Annotated in this window: 17 protein-coding genes; 10 read left to right on the top strand and 7 right to left on the bottom strand. The window is 59.1% G+C overall.

Annotation, left to right across the window (positions count from 1 at the left end; genetic code table 11):
- The first annotated feature begins 329 nt into the window (after positions 1–329).
- A complete protein-coding gene (locus AB4Z13_RS15335; RefSeq protein WP_439014865.1) occupies positions 330–1,520 on the top strand; it encodes a cystathionine beta-lyase in 1,191 nt (396 codons plus the stop codon).
- Between the two features lie 15 nt (positions 1,521–1,535).
- Here AB4Z13_RS15335 and AB4Z13_RS15330 read toward each other — a convergent pair whose 3' ends face one another.
- Together AB4Z13_RS15330 and AB4Z13_RS15325 are read right to left on the bottom strand one after the other, a co-directional pair.
- The gene (locus AB4Z13_RS15330; protein WP_442206257.1) at positions 1,536–2,684 is read right to left on the bottom strand and encodes an FAD-dependent monooxygenase; all 1,149 of its coding nucleotides are present in this window, start codon (positions 2,682–2,684) and stop codon (positions 1,536–1,538) included.
- A gap of 28 nt (positions 2,685–2,712) precedes the next feature.
- The gene (locus AB4Z13_RS15325; RefSeq protein WP_113322789.1) at positions 2,713–2,958 is read right to left on the bottom strand and encodes a zinc-finger domain-containing protein; all 246 of its coding nucleotides are present in this window, start codon (positions 2,956–2,958) and stop codon (positions 2,713–2,715) included.
- A gap of 147 nt (positions 2,959–3,105) precedes the next feature.
- Between AB4Z13_RS15325 and AB4Z13_RS15320 the strand changes: the two genes are divergently transcribed.
- From AB4Z13_RS15320 to clpA, 6 genes are all read left to right on the top strand, one after another.
- Positions 3,106–3,891, top strand: coding sequence for an alpha/beta fold hydrolase (locus AB4Z13_RS15320; protein WP_439014867.1), 786 nt, complete (start codon positions 3,106–3,108; stop codon positions 3,889–3,891).
- 132 nt (positions 3,892–4,023) lie between these two features.
- Positions 4,024–4,857, top strand: a complete 834-nt coding sequence (gene cysE, locus AB4Z13_RS15315) for a serine O-acetyltransferase (protein WP_007827405.1) — start codon at positions 4,024–4,026, stop codon at positions 4,855–4,857.
- Positions 4,858–4,995: 138 nt separating this feature from the next.
- Entirely contained in the window at positions 4,996–5,199 is a 204-nt protein-coding gene (locus AB4Z13_RS15310) for a DUF3126 family protein (RefSeq protein WP_007827403.1), read from the top strand.
- Between the two features lie 284 nt (positions 5,200–5,483).
- Positions 5,484–5,852: a phasin family protein gene (locus AB4Z13_RS15305; protein ID WP_007827401.1), complete on the top strand. Its 369-nt coding sequence runs from the start codon at positions 5,484–5,486 to the stop codon at positions 5,850–5,852.
- Positions 5,853–6,115: 263 nt separating this feature from the next.
- Entirely contained in the window at positions 6,116–6,466 is a 351-nt protein-coding gene (gene clpS / locus AB4Z13_RS15300; RefSeq protein ID WP_037072724.1) for an ATP-dependent Clp protease adapter ClpS, read from the top strand.
- Between the two features lie 10 nt (positions 6,467–6,476).
- Positions 6,477–8,969 carry an ATP-dependent Clp protease ATP-binding subunit ClpA gene (gene clpA / locus AB4Z13_RS15295; RefSeq protein ID WP_439014868.1) on the top strand — a complete coding sequence of 831 codons (2,493 nt, stop codon included), beginning with the start codon at positions 6,477–6,479 and terminating at the stop codon, positions 8,967–8,969.
- Between the two features lie 146 nt (positions 8,970–9,115).
- Here the strand turns inward: clpA and AB4Z13_RS15290 are convergent, their stop codons facing one another.
- The 5 genes from AB4Z13_RS15290 to AB4Z13_RS15270 form a co-directional block, all read right to left on the bottom strand.
- Complete coding sequence (locus AB4Z13_RS15290) at positions 9,116–9,406, bottom strand: Dabb family protein (protein ID WP_439014869.1); 291 nt, start codon at positions 9,404–9,406, stop codon at positions 9,116–9,118.
- Between the two features lie 59 nt (positions 9,407–9,465).
- A complete protein-coding gene (locus AB4Z13_RS15285) occupies positions 9,466–9,894 on the bottom strand; it encodes an HIT family protein (protein WP_439014870.1) in 429 nt (142 codons plus the stop codon).
- 54 nt (positions 9,895–9,948) lie between these two features.
- The gene (locus tag AB4Z13_RS15280; protein WP_113322795.1) at positions 9,949–11,151 is read right to left on the bottom strand and encodes a GNAT family N-acetyltransferase; all 1,203 of its coding nucleotides are present in this window, start codon (positions 11,149–11,151) and stop codon (positions 9,949–9,951) included.
- A gap of 77 nt (positions 11,152–11,228) precedes the next feature.
- On the bottom strand, positions 11,229–11,948 hold the full coding sequence (locus tag AB4Z13_RS15275) for a glycerophosphodiester phosphodiesterase (RefSeq protein WP_439014872.1): 720 nt from the start codon (positions 11,946–11,948) through the stop codon (positions 11,229–11,231).
- A complete protein-coding gene (locus AB4Z13_RS15270) occupies positions 11,948–12,415 on the bottom strand; it encodes a RidA family protein (protein WP_113322799.1) in 468 nt (155 codons plus the stop codon). The genes AB4Z13_RS15275 and AB4Z13_RS15270 overlap by 1 nt, the downstream gene beginning before the upstream one ends.
- A 136-nt stretch (positions 12,416–12,551) precedes the next feature.
- Here AB4Z13_RS15270 and AB4Z13_RS15265 point away from each other — a divergent pair, with 136 nt between their 5' ends.
- From AB4Z13_RS15265 to AB4Z13_RS15255, 3 genes are all read left to right on the top strand, one after another.
- Positions 12,552–13,391 (top strand): cell envelope integrity EipB family protein, encoded by an 840-nt coding sequence (locus AB4Z13_RS15265; RefSeq protein ID WP_310389484.1) that lies wholly within the window; start codon positions 12,552–12,554, stop codon positions 13,389–13,391.
- A gap of 207 nt (positions 13,392–13,598) precedes the next feature.
- Positions 13,599–14,675 carry a toxic anion resistance protein gene (locus AB4Z13_RS15260; protein ID WP_439014873.1) on the top strand — a complete coding sequence of 359 codons (1,077 nt, stop codon included), beginning with the start codon at positions 13,599–13,601 and terminating at the stop codon, positions 14,673–14,675.
- A gap of 11 nt (positions 14,676–14,686) precedes the next feature.
- Positions 14,687–16,258 (top strand): substrate-binding domain-containing protein, encoded by a 1,572-nt coding sequence (locus AB4Z13_RS15255; RefSeq protein ID WP_439017198.1) that lies wholly within the window; start codon positions 14,687–14,689, stop codon positions 16,256–16,258.
- Positions 16,259–16,260 lie beyond the last annotated feature (2 nt).

Genomic DNA, 16,260 nt, shown 5'->3' with positions numbered 1-16,260 from the left:
CCGGATTGAACTAGCCCATGTACCTCCCCATTTCCCGCAACCCTCCCGGCGCGAGTGGGTCTATCACAGTCGCAAATGTCACTATGGTCAAGTGTCGCGGCCAATAATTGCGGCAAAATTCAGCATTTTGGTGGATTGCGCTGCGTCTCTAGGCACTTGGCTAGAAATTGGGCTCTAGCTTGAGGAAAAAAATAGCGCTGAAATCGCGAAGTAAAGGCCGGCGGCTTCGCGGGCGAGGCTATCACGTCAAGTTGTAGGGGTTGACCCTGATGGCGACGGGGTTCAAGAGTTCGGCCTTTGCATACCCTCGCCAGAAGGCCATTTCCAACATGAAAGATCTAGACAGTCTCCTGCCGGGCGCCGGCATAAATACCCGTCTTTCCCATATCGGCTATGACCCCGCGGATTATCACGGTTTCGTCAATCCGCCGGTGGTGCGCGCGTCCACGGTGCTCTTTCCCGACGCCAAGTCCATGGAGACGCGCAACAAGAAATACACATACGGCACCCGCGGCACGCCGACGACCGACGCCCTTGCCGAGGCGATCAATGCGCTCGAAGGCTCGGCCGGCACTGTGCTGGTGCCCTCCGGCCTCGCTGCCGTCACGGTCGCCATCCTGGCCTATGTTGCGGCAGGCGATCACGTGCTGGTCGTCGATTCCGTCTACGGTCCAACGCGCCATTTCTGTGACACGGTCCTGAAGCGCATGGGTGTCGAGGTCGACTATTTCGATCCGGCGATCGACGCGGCCATCGAGACGCTCTTCAAGCCGAACACCACGGTCGTGCTGACCGAAGCCCCAGGCTCCAATACTTTCGAGATGCAGGATATCCCGGCCATCGCGGCTGTGGCGCACAAACACGGCGCCGTCGTGCTGATGGACAACACCTGGGCCACACCTCTCTATTTCCGGCCGCTGGACTTTGGCGTCGACGTGTCCATCCATGCCTCGACCAAATATCCATCGGGCCATTCCGACATTCTGATGGGAACCATTTCCGCCAATGCCGAGCACTGGCCGCGGCTGATCGAAACGCATGGCACACTCGGCCTTTGTGGCGCGCCTGATGATTCCTACCAGATCCTGCGTGGCCTGCGCACCATGGGGATCCGGCTGGAGCGCCACTACGAAAGCGCGCTGGCAATCGCCACGTGGCTCGAAAACCGCGAAGAGGTTGCCCGCGTCCTGCATCCGGCCCTGCCGAGCTTCCCGTCGCACCATATATGGAAGCGCGACTTCAAGGGTGCCAGCGGCATCTTCTCCTTCGTGCTGAAGGTTGACGATCCGCAAAAGGTCAAGCCGAAGGCACATGCCTTCCTCGATGCGCTCTCTTATTTCGGACTGGGCTATTCCTGGGGCGGCTACGAAAGCCTTGCCATACTGGTCAATCTTTCGGACCGAGAGATCGCCAGGGCCCCGGCCGAAGGTCCGGTCATTCGCCTGCAGATCGGTCTGGAAGATGTCGTTGATCTCAAGGCTGATATCGAGCGCGGCTTTGCTGCAGCAAACGCCGTCTGATCAGCCACCATTTGATCAGCCGACTGGGCGATAGCCGTAAATCCAGTCGAGATCCGCGGCGAGGCTTTGCGGCGGTTTCAGCGACAGCACGATATCCCGGCCGAGACGGATCGGTCCGCTCGCATGATAGGCAAAACGGTTAAAAGCGCCGCGCTGGCGGAGCTTGGCGATGCGCGGCATGCGATGCCGTTCAAAGAGCGAGATGGCTTCGGAAACCGGGCGGGTGGCGAGGAAGGCTGCAAGCTCGAATGCATCCTCGATCGCCATCGCGGCCCCCTGTGCCGCAAAGGGCATCATGGCATGTGCCGCATCGCCGATCAGCACGATCTTGTTACCGTCCTGCCATTTGCCCGGCGTTGCCTCGAAAAGCGGCCAGAAGGTGATGTCGCTGCGCCGCCCGAGCAAACCGGCAATAACAGGATGCCAGCGACGGAAGCGTGACTGCAGAAGCTCCTGCTGAGCCTGTGTCGGCTCGCCTTGCCAGGCCTGCGGCGCGATATTGCCGGCGGTAATCGCCACCATGTTGAAGCCGCCGGTTTCCTTCAGCGGATAGCAGACCATATGCGCCGAGGAGCCGAGCAGGGCCGAGACGCTGGTGCGGTCCAGAAAGCCCGGCGCCTCTGCTTCTGCGATGGTAAAACGGAAGGCGACGTTTCCGGAGAATTGTGGGGCAGGGGCGCCCGGTATTGTCTGCCTCAGCCTGGACCAGACGCCATCGGCGCCGATGATGACATCGGCCGGGCGCCGGCCCTGTGGCAAGTCTGATTCGAAACGTGTTCCGAGATGGAGCGCGCAGAGCGGATTGGCGCTGACGGCATCCAGCAGGGCCTTCTGAAGCGTCTTGCGATGCAGGACGCCGTAGGGCGCTCCCCAGCGGTTCCTGGCAAAACTTCCGGCCGGGACAGCTGCAAGTTCGCGCAGCGAACTGCCCGAGATCAGCCGGATGGATTGCGGCTCGAGCCAGAGGCTGGTCAGCCGATCGAGCACACCGAGTTCGGCAAGCACGCGCGATGCATTGGGAGAGATCTGCAGGCCGGCACCCACCTCGGCAAGCTCGGGCGCCTGTTCGAAAATATCCGAACTGATGCCACGTCTTGAGAGTGCCAGAGCAGCCGTCAGTCCGGCAATTCCGGCACCGATAATGGCGGCATGTTCGACCGGCATGGGATATCCGATCTAAAGAGGGGGGAAATTACGCCGCCTTGACGAGGAAGACGCAGCCGGGCGGGTTTGTCTGGTTGGACTTCAGCGAAGCATTGTAGCGGTAGAGGGTCGAGCAGTAGGAGCAGACCTTCTCATTGTCTTCGCCCATATCGATGAAGATATGCGGATGATCGAAGGGAGCGGATGCGCCGGTGCACATGAATTCCTTGACGCCGACTTCGATAACGCGGTGACCGCCGTCGTTCTGGAAGTGGGGAATGCTGTGGCCGGCCATGTCTGTCTCCGAATGCTTTGAAATTCTGCGCGGACTTTATAGGCCTTCGAAGCAAAAGTGTAGTGCCAAAGCATGGCTCCATTGCGAGTTTTTGGCTTCACGCTGAAAGGCCGCTCGACTATGGTCTCGCCAAATAAGGACGGCCCGATGAACCTGAATACGCCTGCATTTTCAAGCTTCACCCATGATGGACTGAAACTCGCTTTCTTCGATGAGGGTGAACCCTCCGGCCCGCCGGTGCTGCTGATCCATGGCTTTGCTTCGTCGGCGAGCGTCAACTGGGTTCATCCGGGCTGGCTGAAGACCCTAGGGGATGCCGGTTACCGTGTCATTGCCATCGACAACAGAGGGCATGGCGCCAGCGACAAGCCGCGCGATGCCGAAGCTTACAGGCCATGGTTCATGGCTGGTGACGCGATCGCGCTGCTTGATCATCTCGGTATTTCCGAGGCCAATCTGATGGGCTACTCCATGGGCGCCCGCATCTCCGTCTTTGCGGCGCTTGCCCATCCACACCGCGTCCGCTCGCTGGTGCTCGGCGGCCTCGGTATCGGGATGACGGATGGGGTGGGCGATTGGGACCCGATCGCCGATGCGCTGCTTGCACCGTCGCTTGCCGACGTCATCCATCAGCGCGGCCAGATGTTCCGCGCCTTTGCCGAGCAGACGAAGAGTGACCGCGAAGCCCTTGCCGCCTGTATCAAGGGTTCGCGCGATCTGGTTGCCCGCGCTGACATGGGCAAGATCGATGCGCCCACCCTGATCGGAGTTGGGACGAAGGACGATATTGCCGGTTCTCCCCAGGAGCTTGCAGCGCTGATGCCTCACGCCGAAGCACTCGATATTCCCGGCCGCGACCACATGCTCGCCGTGGGTGATCGGGTGTTCAAGAAGGCCGTCCTGGAATTCTACGCAAAGGTCGCTGCCGGCTGACGTCCCCGGCAGGTGACATAAACGTGATTTCAAAGAAAAACATGCTGAACCGGTGTGCCGCGGGCACCCATTTATGTTATCGGCGTTTTCCTCTATATAATCGCATTCCAACGGGAAATGAGGAGGCCGGAAATGGTCGCTAAGACGGATATCCGCACGCTGGAGGGAGCCCATCCGCTGAAGGTGATGGACCCTATCTGGGACAGCCTGCGAGAAGAAGCGCGCCTCGCTGCGGAAAGCGATCCGGTGCTGGCGGCCTTCCTTTATTCGACGGTCATCAACCATCGCTCGCTCGAAGAATGCGTCATTCACCGCATCTGCGAGCGCCTCGACCATCCCGACATGCAGGCAAACCTGCTGCGCCAGACCTTTGAGGAAATGCTCGAGGACTGGCCGGAATGGAGCTCGATCCTGCGCGTGGATATCCAGGCAGTCTATGATCGTGACCCCGCTTGCCTGCGCTTCATGGAAGCCGTTCTGTACTTCAAGGGCTTCCACGCGCTGCAGACGCACCGGCTGGCGCATTGGCTGCTGAACCGCGGCCGGCGCGACTTCGCGCTTTACTTGCAGAGCCGCTCCTCCAGCGTCTTCCAGACGGACATCAATCCGGCCGCTCGCATCGGTAAGGGTATCTTCCTCGACCACGCGACCGGCCTCGTCGTCGGCGAAACGGCTGTTATCGGCGATAACGTCTCCATCCTGCATGGTGTGACGCTCGGCGGCACCGGCAAGGAGGGGGCCGATCGTCACCCGAAGATCGGCACGGGCGTCATGATCGGCGCAGGCGCAAAGATCCTCGGCAATATCGAGATCGGCTTCTGTTCGCGCGTCGCTGCCGGCTCCGTCGTCCTGAAGGCGGTGCCGCCAAAGACCACGGTGGCAGGCGTGCCCGCCAAGGTCGTCGGTGAAGCGGGCTGTTCCGAGCCTGCCCGGGTGATGGATCAGGTTATCGGCGCCGATATCTGAGCCTTCATTGGAAAAATGCGTAAAAGCGCCTAGATCCCGGTGGAGACAGTCACTGCTAACACGAGCTCGCGACCTTTACAGCGCAGCTTTACCTGTGCAAGAAGCGGCCAACCGAGATCGCTTACGGAGATCAAAAGAGTGAAGCCTGAAGAAATCAAGAAGCTCGACGCCTATTTCAAACGCACGCTGAACCCGCAGATCGTGGTGAAGGCGCGTCCGCGCAAGAACGACTCCGCGGAAGTCTACATTGGCGAAGAATTTCTGGGTGTCATCTACATCGATGACGAGGACGGCGACCGTTCCTACAATTTCTCGATGGCAATTCTCGACGTCGATCTCTGATCGCCGTCACATCGATCAAAAGCCGTGGATCGCCAGGCGATACACGGCTTTTTTGTTTGCGCCGATCGCCAAATACGCTGGTTCACTAAAATTTCTGCTAACCCTGTGGTTGCAGTCGCCTGATATATTTTAGCAAAATCAATAAAAGACGAACGTGCCCAAAAATCCGGTCTTTAGCGCTGACAGCGGGTGCAACCATTGGGTGTTTTGCGATGCACAAGACTACTTGACTCTTTGTGCGTTGCAGCTACCCTCTGCTTGCAACTGCCAATTGGAGGATGGTCATGTTCAATTTCGACGATACAAACCGGAAGAGCAAGGAAGCCGTAGATTCGATGCTCAAGAGCTATTCCGATACTGCCAAGGGTTTCCAGGCGATTGCCTCCGAGGCGGCCGAATATTCAAAGAAGTCCTTCCAGGATGCCGTCACCCATTTCGAGACGCTGTCAGGCCTAAAGAGCTTCGAGGCGGCCTTCGAATTGCAGACCAATTATGCGAAGTCTTCCTATGAGGCTTTTGTTTCCGAAGCGACCAAGCTCGGCGAAATGTATGCCGACCTCGCCAAAAATGCTTACAAGCCCTACGAAGCACCGATGGCCGCCGCTGCCGCCAAGGTCTCGAAAGCCACTCCGGTAGCCCCCGCCGCCGCATAAATCTTGTGGCGCGTTGCGCGCCGCCTATTGAAAATCAAAGACCGGCACCGCATTTGCGGCCGGTCTTTTTTGTTTCCCGAAGCGCGCCCTGGTTTTTACGCAGACTTTTTTGGCCTTTGCGTCAAGTCCTGCGGAATTGTGATTGCAGTCGGAAACAAGGGGCTTAAAATCGCTCTATTATGAACTACCTTAGGGTTTCAGATATTCGTCGGGAAAGCACCCCTCCCATGCTGCCTGCCGGATTGATTGAGGAATGAATGACAATGATCGCCAGACCGATCCGGATGCAAAACGACAGCGAAAGGAACGGGGATAACGGAAATCGAACCTCGGTCATCACGCGCACCAAGCCGAAGACCAAGAAGCCTAATCTCTATCGCGTACTGCTTTTGAATGACGACTACACCCCAATGGAATTCGTCATCCATATCCTGGAGCGTTTTTTTCAGAAGGATCGGGAAAGTGCCACCCGCATCATGCTGCATGTCCATAACCACGGCGTCGGCGAATGCGGAATATTCACATACGAGGTAGCGGAAACCAAGGTGAGCCAGGTGATGGACTTTGCCCGGCAGCACCAGCATCCGCTGCAATGCGTCATGGAAAAGAAGTGAGGAACTGAACGTGCCAACATTTTCGCCTAGTCTTGAGAAGGCGCTCCATCAGGCACTGACCTTTGCCAACGAGCGGCACCATGAATATGCGACGCTCGAGCATCTGCTGCTCGCCCTGATCGACGATGCCGATGCGGCCGCGGTCATGGGTGCCTGCAATGTCGACCTCGACGCGCTTCGTAAAACGCTCCTGGAATATGTCGATAACGAACTCTCCAACCTGGTCACCGGTTATGACGAAGACTCCAAGCCGACGTCAGGTTTCCAGCGCGTCATCCAGCGCGCGGTGATCCATGTCCAGTCTTCCGGCCGCGAGGAAGTGACCGGCGCCAACGTGCTCGTTGCGATCTTCGCCGAGCGCGAAAGCCATGCTGCCTATTTCCTGCAGGAACAGGAAATGACCCGCTACGACGCCGTCAACTATATCTCCCACGGCATCGGCAAGCGCCCCGGCGTTTCCGAAAGCCGGCCGCCGCGCGGCGCTGAGGACGAGTCCGAATCCAAGCCGACCGCACGCGGCGGCAACGAGGAAGAAAGCGGGCCGAAGAAGCAGCAGGATGCGCTGAAGGCCTACTGCGTAAACCTCAACGAGAAGGCCAAGGGCGGCAAGATCGACCCGCTGATCGGCCGTCACGCCGAGGTGAACCGGACCATCCAGATCCTGTGCCGCCGCTCCAAGAACAACCCGCTCTACGTCGGTGATCCCGGCGTCGGCAAGACCGCTATCGCTGAAGGCCTTGCCAAGCGCATCGTCGAAGGCAAGGTTCCGGAAGCTCTGGCCGATGCCACGATCTTCTCGCTCGATATGGGCACGCTGCTTGCCGGCACCCGCTATCGCGGTGACTTCGAAGAGCGCCTGAAGCAGGTCGTCAAGGAACTGGAAGAATATCCGGGCGCCGTGCTCTTCATCGACGAAATCCACACCGTCATCGGTGCTGGTGCAACGTCGGGCGGAGCCATGGATGCATCGAACCTCCTGAAGCCGGCTCTGTCTTCGGGCGCGATCCGCTGCATCGGTTCGACCACCTACAAGGAATACCGCCAGTTCTTCGAGAAGGACCGAGCTCTGGTCCGCCGCTTCCAGAAGATCGACGTCAATGAGCCGTCGATCGATGATGCGATCGAGATCATGAAGGGTCTGAAGCCCTATTTCGAAGAGTACCACCATCTGCGCTACTCGAACGAGGCGATCAAGCAGGCCGTCGAGCTGTCGGCCCGTTACATTTCGGACCGCAAGCTGCCCGATAAGGCGATCGACGTCATCGACGAGACCGGTGCCGCCCAGATGCTCTTGCCGCCGTCCAAGCGCCGCAAGCTGATCACCGAAAAGGAGATCGAAGCGACGATTGCGACGATGGCCCGCATCCCGGCAAAAACCGTCTCGAAGGACGACGAAGCCGTTCTTGCCAATCTTGAGCAGGAACTGCGCTCGGTCGTCTATGGTCAGGATGTGGCAATCGAAGCCCTGTCCACCGCGATCAAACTGGCACGCGCGGGCCTCCGCGAGCCGAACAAGCCGATCGGTGCCTATGTCTTCTCCGGTCCCACCGGCGTCGGCAAGACGGAAGTCGCCAAGCAGCTTGCCGCCTCGCTGGGCGTCGAGATTCTGCGCTTCGATATGTCGGAATACATGGAGCGGCATACGGTTTCCCGTCTGCTCGGTGCACCTCCCGGCTATGTCGGCTTCGACCAGGGCGGCCTCTTGACCGATGGCGTCGACCAGCATCCGCATTGCGTGGTCCTGCTCGACGAAATCGAAAAGGCGCATCCGGATATCTACAATATCCTGCTGCAGGTCATGGACCACGGTACGCTGACTGACCATAACGGCAAGAAGATCGACTTCCGCAACGTCATCTTGATCATGACGACCAATGCGGGCGCTTCGGAAATGGCCAAGGCCGCCATCGGCTTCGGTTCGTCCAAGCGCACCGGCGAAGACGAAGAGGCTCTGACCCGCCTGTTCACGCCGGAGTTCCGCAACCGTCTCGACGCGATCATCCCGTTCGCGGCGCTGCCGACGGCCGTTATCCACAAGGTCGTGCAGAAGTTCATTATGCAGCTGGAAGCTCAGCTCTCCGAACGCAACGTCACCTTCGACCTGCACGAGGATGCGATCGCCTGGCTGTCAGAAAAGGGTTACGACGAGAAGATGGGTGCCCGCCCGCTGTCCCGCGTGATCCAGGAAAACATCAAGAAGCCGCTGGCGAACGAAATCCTCTTCGGCAAGCTGAAGAAGGGCGGCGTCGTCAACGTCACCGTCGGCCCGAAGGAAGATGGCAAGCCGGGCCTCATTCTGGAAGCCATTCCGGAAACAGCACCTATCAAGCCGAAGCCGGAAGCCGAACTGGTTCATCCGGGAGCGGTCAATGAGGATGATGGCGAGCTAAAGACCAAGCCGGTCAAGAAGACGAAGGCCAAGACCGTGCCGCAGCCTGAACCGGAAGTCCGCGATGCTCCCAAGAAGGGCTCGACGGTTCCGAAGGTTCCGCGCAAGAAGTAAGTTTTGCAACAGACAATGAAAAAAGGCGGCTGCGAAGCGGCCTTTTTGTTTGCTCCAAAGCATGTCGCGCGAAAGCGTGTAGTGGTTTGCGATAACGATATGGGCAAGAAAAGACCTAAAGCGTGGCAGCGACACGCTTCAGGATGTCAGAGCTTCGCGTAGTCGATCTCGAGGAAGTCTGCGACCTCGGGTATCCAACGGTCGCGCACGAAGGCGACATGCAGCGGGTGGACATTATAGGCGTCGTAACCGGCCTGGTCGTCGAACTCCATCGAGAAGCCGAAGGTGAAATCGTTCTTTGGGCTCGTCTGGCGAAGTTGCTCGAAATTTCTGACGCTCGGGATCTGCTTGAGCGTCAGCGCCTCATCGAGAAAAGCCTTTTCTTCGGCAGAGCCTGCAGCCTGCTTCAGGCGGAATGCAACGGTGTGGCGGATCATGATTTCCTCCTAAATCGATGAAGCAATTTAGTATTCCGAAAAATAAGGCGGCGCTTCCGTTACGCGAGTTCCGACTTGATTTTCTCCGCGTTTGCGGCGAGCACCGCGCCGTCCTCCATCTTGCCGGAATGCGGCTTGAGTGCCACGCCCTCATGCCGCGGGATGACATGGAAATGCAGGTGGAAAACGGTCTGACCTGCTGCCGGCTCGTTGAACTGGGCGATGAACACACCATCTGCGTCGAAGGCTTCCTTGACGGCATTCGCGACTTTCTGGACGACGGTGATCGTATGGGAAAGGGAAGCCGGATCAGCATCGAAGATATTGCGGGAAGGTGCCTTCGGCAGGACCAGAACATGGCCCGGCGCTTGCGGCATCACATCCATGAAGACAACGGTCTTGTCGTCCTCGTAGACGCGATGCGACGGGATCTCGCCGCGCAGGATCTTGGCGAAGATGTTGTTGTCGTCATAGGCAGCGCTGGTCATGGCGAAATCTCCTCGTGTTTGCCTTGATCGCGTAGCGCGGCGGAACCAAGCGCGTCAATCCTCCTGCAGCCTTTCGCCTTTGCGGAAGGGAGTGTGTTCGGCAAGCATCTCATTCATATATTCGACATCCTCCCGCTCGCGCTCGAGATAGTCGGCAACGGCGCGCCGCAATCCCGCATGGGCGATATAGTGGGCGGAATGCGTTGTCACCGGCAGGTAGCCGCGGGCAAGTTTATGTTCGCCCTGGGCACCGGCCTCCACCTTCTTGAGGCCCTTTTCCAGCGCAAAATCGATGGCCTGATGGTAGCAGACCTCGAAATGCAGGAAGGGGTGTTCTTCGATGCAACCCCAGTGCCGCCCGTAGAGCGTATCACCGCCGATGAAATTGATGGCGCCTGCCACATAGCGGCCGTCGCGTTTGGCCATGACGAGCAGGATGTCGTCGGCCATGCGCTCGCCGATCAGCGAATAGAATTTGCGCGTCAAATAAGGCCGGCCCCATTTGCGGCCGCCGGTATCCATGTAGAAGGCGAAGAACTGGTCCCAGATTTTTTCGGTCAGGTCCTTGCCGGTCAGCCAGTCGATGGTGATGCCGTTCTCAACCGCCGTTCGACGCTCCTTGCGCAGTGCCTTGCGCTTGCGGGAGGCAAGCGTTTCCAGGAACGCGTCGTGATTGGCATAGCCTTCATTGATGAAGTGGAACTGTTTGTCCGTGCGATGCAAATAGCCGTCGGTCTCGAAGACAGGCATCTCGTCCTCGGGCACAAAAGTGATATGGGCCGAGGAAATATCGAGGCGTCGGACGACCTCCTTGAGGCTTTCCGCCATGGCATTCTGAATTGGCAGGCGGGCAAGGCCTTCGGTCACAAGCAGGCGCGGGCCGGTGGCGGGCGTGAAGGGGATCGAGCACTGCAGCTTCGGATAATAGCTGCCGCCGGCCCGTTCAAAAGCGTCGGCCCAGCCATGATCGAAGACATATTCGCCCTGACTGTGGTTCTTGAGATAGCCGGGCAAGGCGCCGACCAGTTCACCCTTGTCCGTCTCCAGAAGCATGTGATGGCCAAGCCAGCCGGTCTGCGCAGTGGCAGAGCCGGATTCTTCCAGCGACGAGAGAAAGGCATGCGAGACGAAGGGATTATAGGCGACGCTGTCGCACGTCTTCGATGCTCCCGAAAGCCTGGACCAGCGGTCGGGGGAAATTGCGGTGAATGATCGCTCGATGCGGATGGAAAGTTCGTCTGACGATTCGTCTGTCATGAAGCAAATGCGAAGCCGTTGGGGGAGGGAGTTGGCTCCCTCCCAGTCTGCGCACGATCTTGTCGAAAAAGCGAGCGTCAAACTGCCGCGCGCGGATCGAAGCCTTCGAAAGTCATTTGATCGGCATTCTCGAAAGTCTGCTTGCGAGCCTGTTCATCACGCACCGTCCAGGTGATGACCGGAACGCCCTTGTCGCGCTGGTCGGTGATGAACGGGTTCGGCAGGTCGGCATAATAGTAGGAAATGAAATCGAGGCCGATCTCCATCGCCTTCTCATGCCCTGCATATTCCTCCGGCGTATTGCCGTTGGCCGTCAGCCCGATCGGGTAGGGCGCGTTGAGCTCCTTGAGATCCTTCAGCAGCCAATGGTCGAAGCTCATCAGCGCAACCTTGCCCTCATAGCCCTCGAGTACGTCGAGAACGGATTCGGCAAAGCCCTCGTCGTCGGCTTCGCGGCCCTTGAGTTCCAGCACAAGCGGCACCTTGCCCTGCACGAGCGCGAGAAGCTGCTTCAGCGTCGGCACCTTGTCCTTCGTGCCGCCGACGGCGATCAGCCCGAGTTCCTGGGAGGTCCGTTCCCGCACATCGCCCTTGAGGTTGCAGAGGCGTTCCAGATCTTCATCATGGAAGATGACCGGCACGGCATCCGAGGCGTAATGCAGGTCGCATTCGATGGCGAAGCCCGCTTCGACGGCCCGTGAAAAAGCCGAGAGCGTGTTTTCCCAGACGACATTGTTGAGGTCGTGGTAGCCGCGGTGCGCAACCGGCAGCTCTTTGATCCAGGCGGCATTCGTCATTATGCGATTTCCATGATAGCATCTATTTCGACTGCTGCACTGAGCGGCAAGGCTGCCATGCCGACGGCAGCGCGGGCATGTTTGCCGGCTTCGCCGAGCACGCCGGCGATCAGGTTCGAGGCGCCGTTGATAACGAGGTGCTGCTCGACAAAATCAGGCGCCGACGCGACGAAGCCGTTGAGCTTGATGACGCGGCGGATGCGGCCGAGATTGCCGCCGAGCGCTGCCTTTGCCTGAGCAAGAATGTTGATGGCGCAAAGCTCTGCGGCACGCTGGCCAGTGGCAACATCGACAGTCTTGCCGAGGTGGCCGGAGACGGCAACCTTACCGCCTTCGAGCGGCAGCTGGCCAGAAATATAGAGAAGGTTGCCGCTGATGACATAGGGGACATAATTGGCGGCGGGTGCTGCTGCCTCGGGCAGGGTTATCCCCATTTCCGACAGGCGCGTTGCGATTACATCGGACATTTTCGTCTCCGCTTTTGTTGTCAATTCTTCAAAAAGAATGCATCAAGACTAGAATCTTTAATGTGACAGTTTCGAGCCTCGATTTGGCCGAAAGCGTTCTTATAACATCGCGGACGAGTCCAACAGGAGTTAATGAATGTTCCGATCGTCACTTGCCGCTCTTCTTCTCGCAAGCGTTTCCGCCAATGCCTGGGCGGCCGCGCCGGCGACGAGCGCTGCGATCGCAACCGGGCTCGTCGCTCACCGCGCCATCTACGACCTGGAACTGAAGGACGCTTCGGAACGCTCCGGCATCTCCTCCATGTATGGCCGCATGGTCTATGAGTTCGACGGCAATTACTGCGAAGGCTTCACCACGAATTTCCGCTTCGTCACCCAGATCGACACCGGCGACAACGTGCGTGTCAGCGACCAGCAGACCAAGACCTTCGAGAGCCTGAAGGATGGCAAGTTCACCTTCGATACCAAGTCTTTCACCGACGATCAGCTCGACAAGGAAGTCAACGGCGCGGCTCAGGATAAGCCGGAAGGCGTGAAGGTCGACCTCACGCAGCCGGCAAGCCGTGAGCTGCAACTCGAGGAAAGCCGCTTTCCGACCGAGCACATGCTCGACGTCATTCAGAACGCCAAGGATGGCAAGCGCTTCTTCGAGGCTCGCGTCTTCGACGGCTCCGACGATGGCGACAAATCCCTGGTGACAACGACGATCGTGGGTAAGCAGGAGACTCCGGTCACGAATGAGGCTGATGCAGGCAATGCCGGCGAGTTCGCCAAGGCCGCCTTCTGGCCCGTGACGATCTCCTATTTCAACGAGAATGCCAAATCCGACACCCTGCCGGTCTACCGCATGTCGTTCAAGCTCTATGAGAACGGCATTACGCGGGATCTGACGATGGATTACGGCGATTTCGTCCTGACCGGCAAGCTTGCCAAGCTCGAGCTTCTCGACAAGAAGGCCGCGCCGGTCTGCCAGTGAGGCCGCGTCTGCGACAAGCTTAAGCATTTGTCATAAAATATTATTTCTAGTACAGCTAAACTGTCGTCCCGCAGATGAGTCATCGCGGGCCGGTCTTTGTGGAAGTCTGCCTTTTCCGACCCTACATAGTGGATGGCCCAGTTGCTCAGATAATGGGTTTACAATTCGTAAGACCAATTGCGCCGCAAGCCGAGAAAGACGACCCGAATGGCCGATACCGATCTCGCAACTGTTCAGACTGCTTCCCTGCCGGCCATTGCCGCCGATCCTGCGGAAGTCGCCCGCATTACAGACACCATCAGTATTACAGACCGCGCCGGAATTTCCGTTTACGGCGATCGCGCCCAGCAGGCCGTCAGTGACTATGCCGACAGGATCCTGCGCGAGGTGCGCAACAAGGATCTCGACGATGTCGGCAAGCTTTTGACCGATATCATTCTGAAATCCAAGAGCCTCGATCCCGCGTCCCTCAAGGACAAGGGTTTCCTGAGCCGTATGTTCCTCTCCGCCAAGGCGCGCCTCGAGCGCTTCAAGGAGGAGTTCGAGGATGTTGCAGGCCAGATCGACCGCATCGGCCTGGAGCTCGACCGCCACAAGGATACGCTGCGTCGCGACATCGCCCTGCTCGACGATCTGCATGAAGAGACGAAACAGTCGATCGTAAAGCTCGATGCCTATGTGCAAGCAGGCAAGAACTTCGCCGAGCATTTCCGCTCGGTCGAGCTGCCGAAATTGAAGAGCGCAGCCGACGCTGCAGTCTCCGGCCCCGGTGGCGGCATGCTGGAAGCGCAGACCTATCAGGACAGCCTCCAGGCGCTCGACCGGCTGGAAAAGCGCATCTTCTATCTGCAGCAGGCCCGCCAGCTCGGCATCCAGCAGCTTCCGCAGATCCGCATCGTCCAGGCCGGCGATGAAACACTGATCGAGAATCTGCAGGCAACCTCGGCGCTGACTGTGCCTGCCTGGAAGCAGAAGATGGTCATCCTCCTCGGGCTCACGCAGCAGAAATCGGCCCTCGACCTGCAGAAGTCGGTGACCGACGCCACCAATGACATGATCCGCCAGGCCTCGGAAATGATGAAGGATCAGGCGATCGCCATCGAGCAGCAGTCGCAGCGCGGCATCGTCGATATGGAGACGCTTGCCAAGGCCAATCAGGATCTGATCGACACCGTCACCGGCGTGCTGCGCGTGCAGGAAGAGGGCCGCAAGAAGCGGGCCCAGGCCGAGCAGCAGATGGAACAGCTGACGATCGATCTCAAGAAGGCGATGACCCAGGCGTGACCGGCAAAACCATGATCCGCTCATTCCTCTGCGCACTGGCGCTATCTGGTCTCGCGGCGTTGGCAGGCTGCGATGCTTTCAGCAGCGGGCCAAATTTCTCGATCGTTTCCGGCTCGGAAAACACCGTCCTGCAGCCGATCGTCGAGGAGTTCTGCAAGGAGAAGCACGCGACCTGCTCCTTCAAATATGAAGGCACGCTCGATATCGGCCTTGCGCTGCAAAGCGATCAGGGTGTCGAGCAGGATGCCGTCTGGCCGGCCTCCAGCGTCTGGGTCGACATGTTCGATACCAAACGCAGGGTCAAGGACCTGACGTCGGTGGCGCAGACGCCCGTCATCCTCGGCGTGCGCAAGTCGAAGGCCGAGCAGCTCGGCTGGGTCGGCAAGGATGTCTTCATGAAGGATATCCTGGCAGCGGTGAACAGCGGCTCACTGAAGTTCCTGATGACATCGGCTACCCAATCGAATTCCGGTGCCAGCGCCTATCTCGCCATGCTCTCCAGTGCGCTCGGCAACAAGCCAGTGATCGAGCCCGGCGATCTCGACGACAAGACGGTTCAGGACACCGTTCGAAGCCTGCTTGCCGGTGTTGCGCGCTCCTCCGGCTCTTCGGGCTGGCTCGCCGACCTCTATACGGATTCCGCCAGCAAGGGCACGATCTACGATGCCATGTGGAATTATGAGGCGGTCATCAAGGAAACCAACGACAAGCTCACGGGTATGGGCAAGGAGCCGCTTTACGCCATCTATCCTGCCGATGGCGTAGCGATGGCGGATTCGCCGCTCGGTTTCGTCGATCATGGCCGCGGTCCCCAGGTTCAGACCTTCTTCAAGGACCTGCTCGCCTATCTGCGCTCGCCCGATGTTCAGAAGAAGATCGCCGAAACCGGTCGCCGCCTGCCGCTCGGCAGCGTCGCCGCTGAGCCGCAGCCGAGCTGGAATTTCGATCCGGCCAAACTGGTGACCGCGATCCGTATGCCGGAACCGACAGTGATCCGCCAGGCGCTTACGCTCTATCAGGCGGCACTGCGCAAACCGTCACTGACGGCGCTCTGCCTCGATTTCTCCGGCTCGATGCAGGGGGACGGCGAGAACAGTCTGCAGCAGGCGATGCGTTTCCTGTTCACGCCCGAGGAGGCCAGCAAGGTGCTGGTGCAGTGGTCGCCGGCCGACCGTATCTTCGTCATTCCTTTCGATGCCAATGTCCGCGATATCTTCTCGGCTTCGGGTGACACGATGGAGCAGCAGGGGCTTCTCAACGCAGTTTCTGGTCAGCATGCCGGCGGCGGCACCAATATGTATGCCTGCGCCGACAGGGCGCTCCAGCAGATGGCGAAAACCGCGGACCTGTCCAGTTATCTGCCGGCGATCATCATCATGACCGACGGCAGATCCGATGACCAGAGTGCGGCCTTCATGAGCGATTGGAACGCGATGGAACCACGCGTGCCGATCTTCGGCATTACTTTCGGCGATGCGGACAAGACCCAGCTGGACAGTCTGGCGACAGCGACGGCGGCACGCGTCTTCGACGGACGCTCGGACCTTGCGGCAGCGTTCCGCACCGCACGCGGTTATAACTAGGA

Source organism: Rhizobium sp. YAF28, from assembly GCF_052113285.1.
Taxonomy (GTDB): Bacteria; Pseudomonadota; Alphaproteobacteria; order Rhizobiales; family Rhizobiaceae; genus Rhizobium.
The sequence above is the reverse complement of the archived record's forward strand: the minus strand, read 5'-3'. Positions and strand labels throughout refer to the sequence as shown.

Coding starts and splice junctions, on each gene's coding strand:
- AB4Z13_RS15285 (WP_439014870.1), bottom strand. CDS start 9,894: ATGACCAGCGCTGCCTATGACGACAACAACATCTTCGCCAAGATCCTG.
- AB4Z13_RS15320 (WP_439014867.1), top strand. CDS start 3,106: ATGAACCTGAATACGCCTGCATTTTCAAGCTTCACCCATGATGGACTG.
- AB4Z13_RS15275 (WP_439014872.1), bottom strand. CDS start 11,948: ATGACGAATGCCGCCTGGATCAAAGAGCTGCCGGTTGCGCACCGCGGC.
- AB4Z13_RS15255 (WP_439017198.1), top strand. CDS start 14,687: ATGATCCGCTCATTCCTCTGCGCACTGGCGCTATCTGGTCTCGCGGCG.
- AB4Z13_RS15335 (WP_439014865.1), top strand. CDS start 330: ATGAAAGATCTAGACAGTCTCCTGCCGGGCGCCGGCATAAATACCCGT.
- AB4Z13_RS15305 (WP_007827401.1), top strand. CDS start 5,484: ATGTTCAATTTCGACGATACAAACCGGAAGAGCAAGGAAGCCGTAGAT.
- AB4Z13_RS15325 (WP_113322789.1), bottom strand. CDS start 2,958: ATGGCCGGCCACAGCATTCCCCACTTCCAGAACGACGGCGGTCACCGC.
- AB4Z13_RS15265 (WP_310389484.1), top strand. CDS start 12,552: ATGTTCCGATCGTCACTTGCCGCTCTTCTTCTCGCAAGCGTTTCCGCC.
- AB4Z13_RS15270 (WP_113322799.1), bottom strand. CDS start 12,415: ATGTCCGATGTAATCGCAACGCGCCTGTCGGAAATGGGGATAACCCTG.
- AB4Z13_RS15260 (WP_439014873.1), top strand. CDS start 13,599: ATGGCCGATACCGATCTCGCAACTGTTCAGACTGCTTCCCTGCCGGCC.
- clpS (WP_037072724.1), top strand. CDS start 6,116: ATGATCGCCAGACCGATCCGGATGCAAAACGACAGCGAAAGGAACGGG.
- cysE (WP_007827405.1), top strand. CDS start 4,024: ATGGTCGCTAAGACGGATATCCGCACGCTGGAGGGAGCCCATCCGCTG.
- AB4Z13_RS15280 (WP_113322795.1), bottom strand. CDS start 11,151: ATGACAGACGAATCGTCAGACGAACTTTCCATCCGCATCGAGCGATCA.
- AB4Z13_RS15330 (WP_442206257.1), bottom strand. CDS start 2,684: ATGCCGGTCGAACATGCCGCCATTATCGGTGCCGGAATTGCCGGACTG.
- AB4Z13_RS15290 (WP_439014869.1), bottom strand. CDS start 9,406: ATGATCCGCCACACCGTTGCATTCCGCCTGAAGCAGGCTGCAGGCTCT.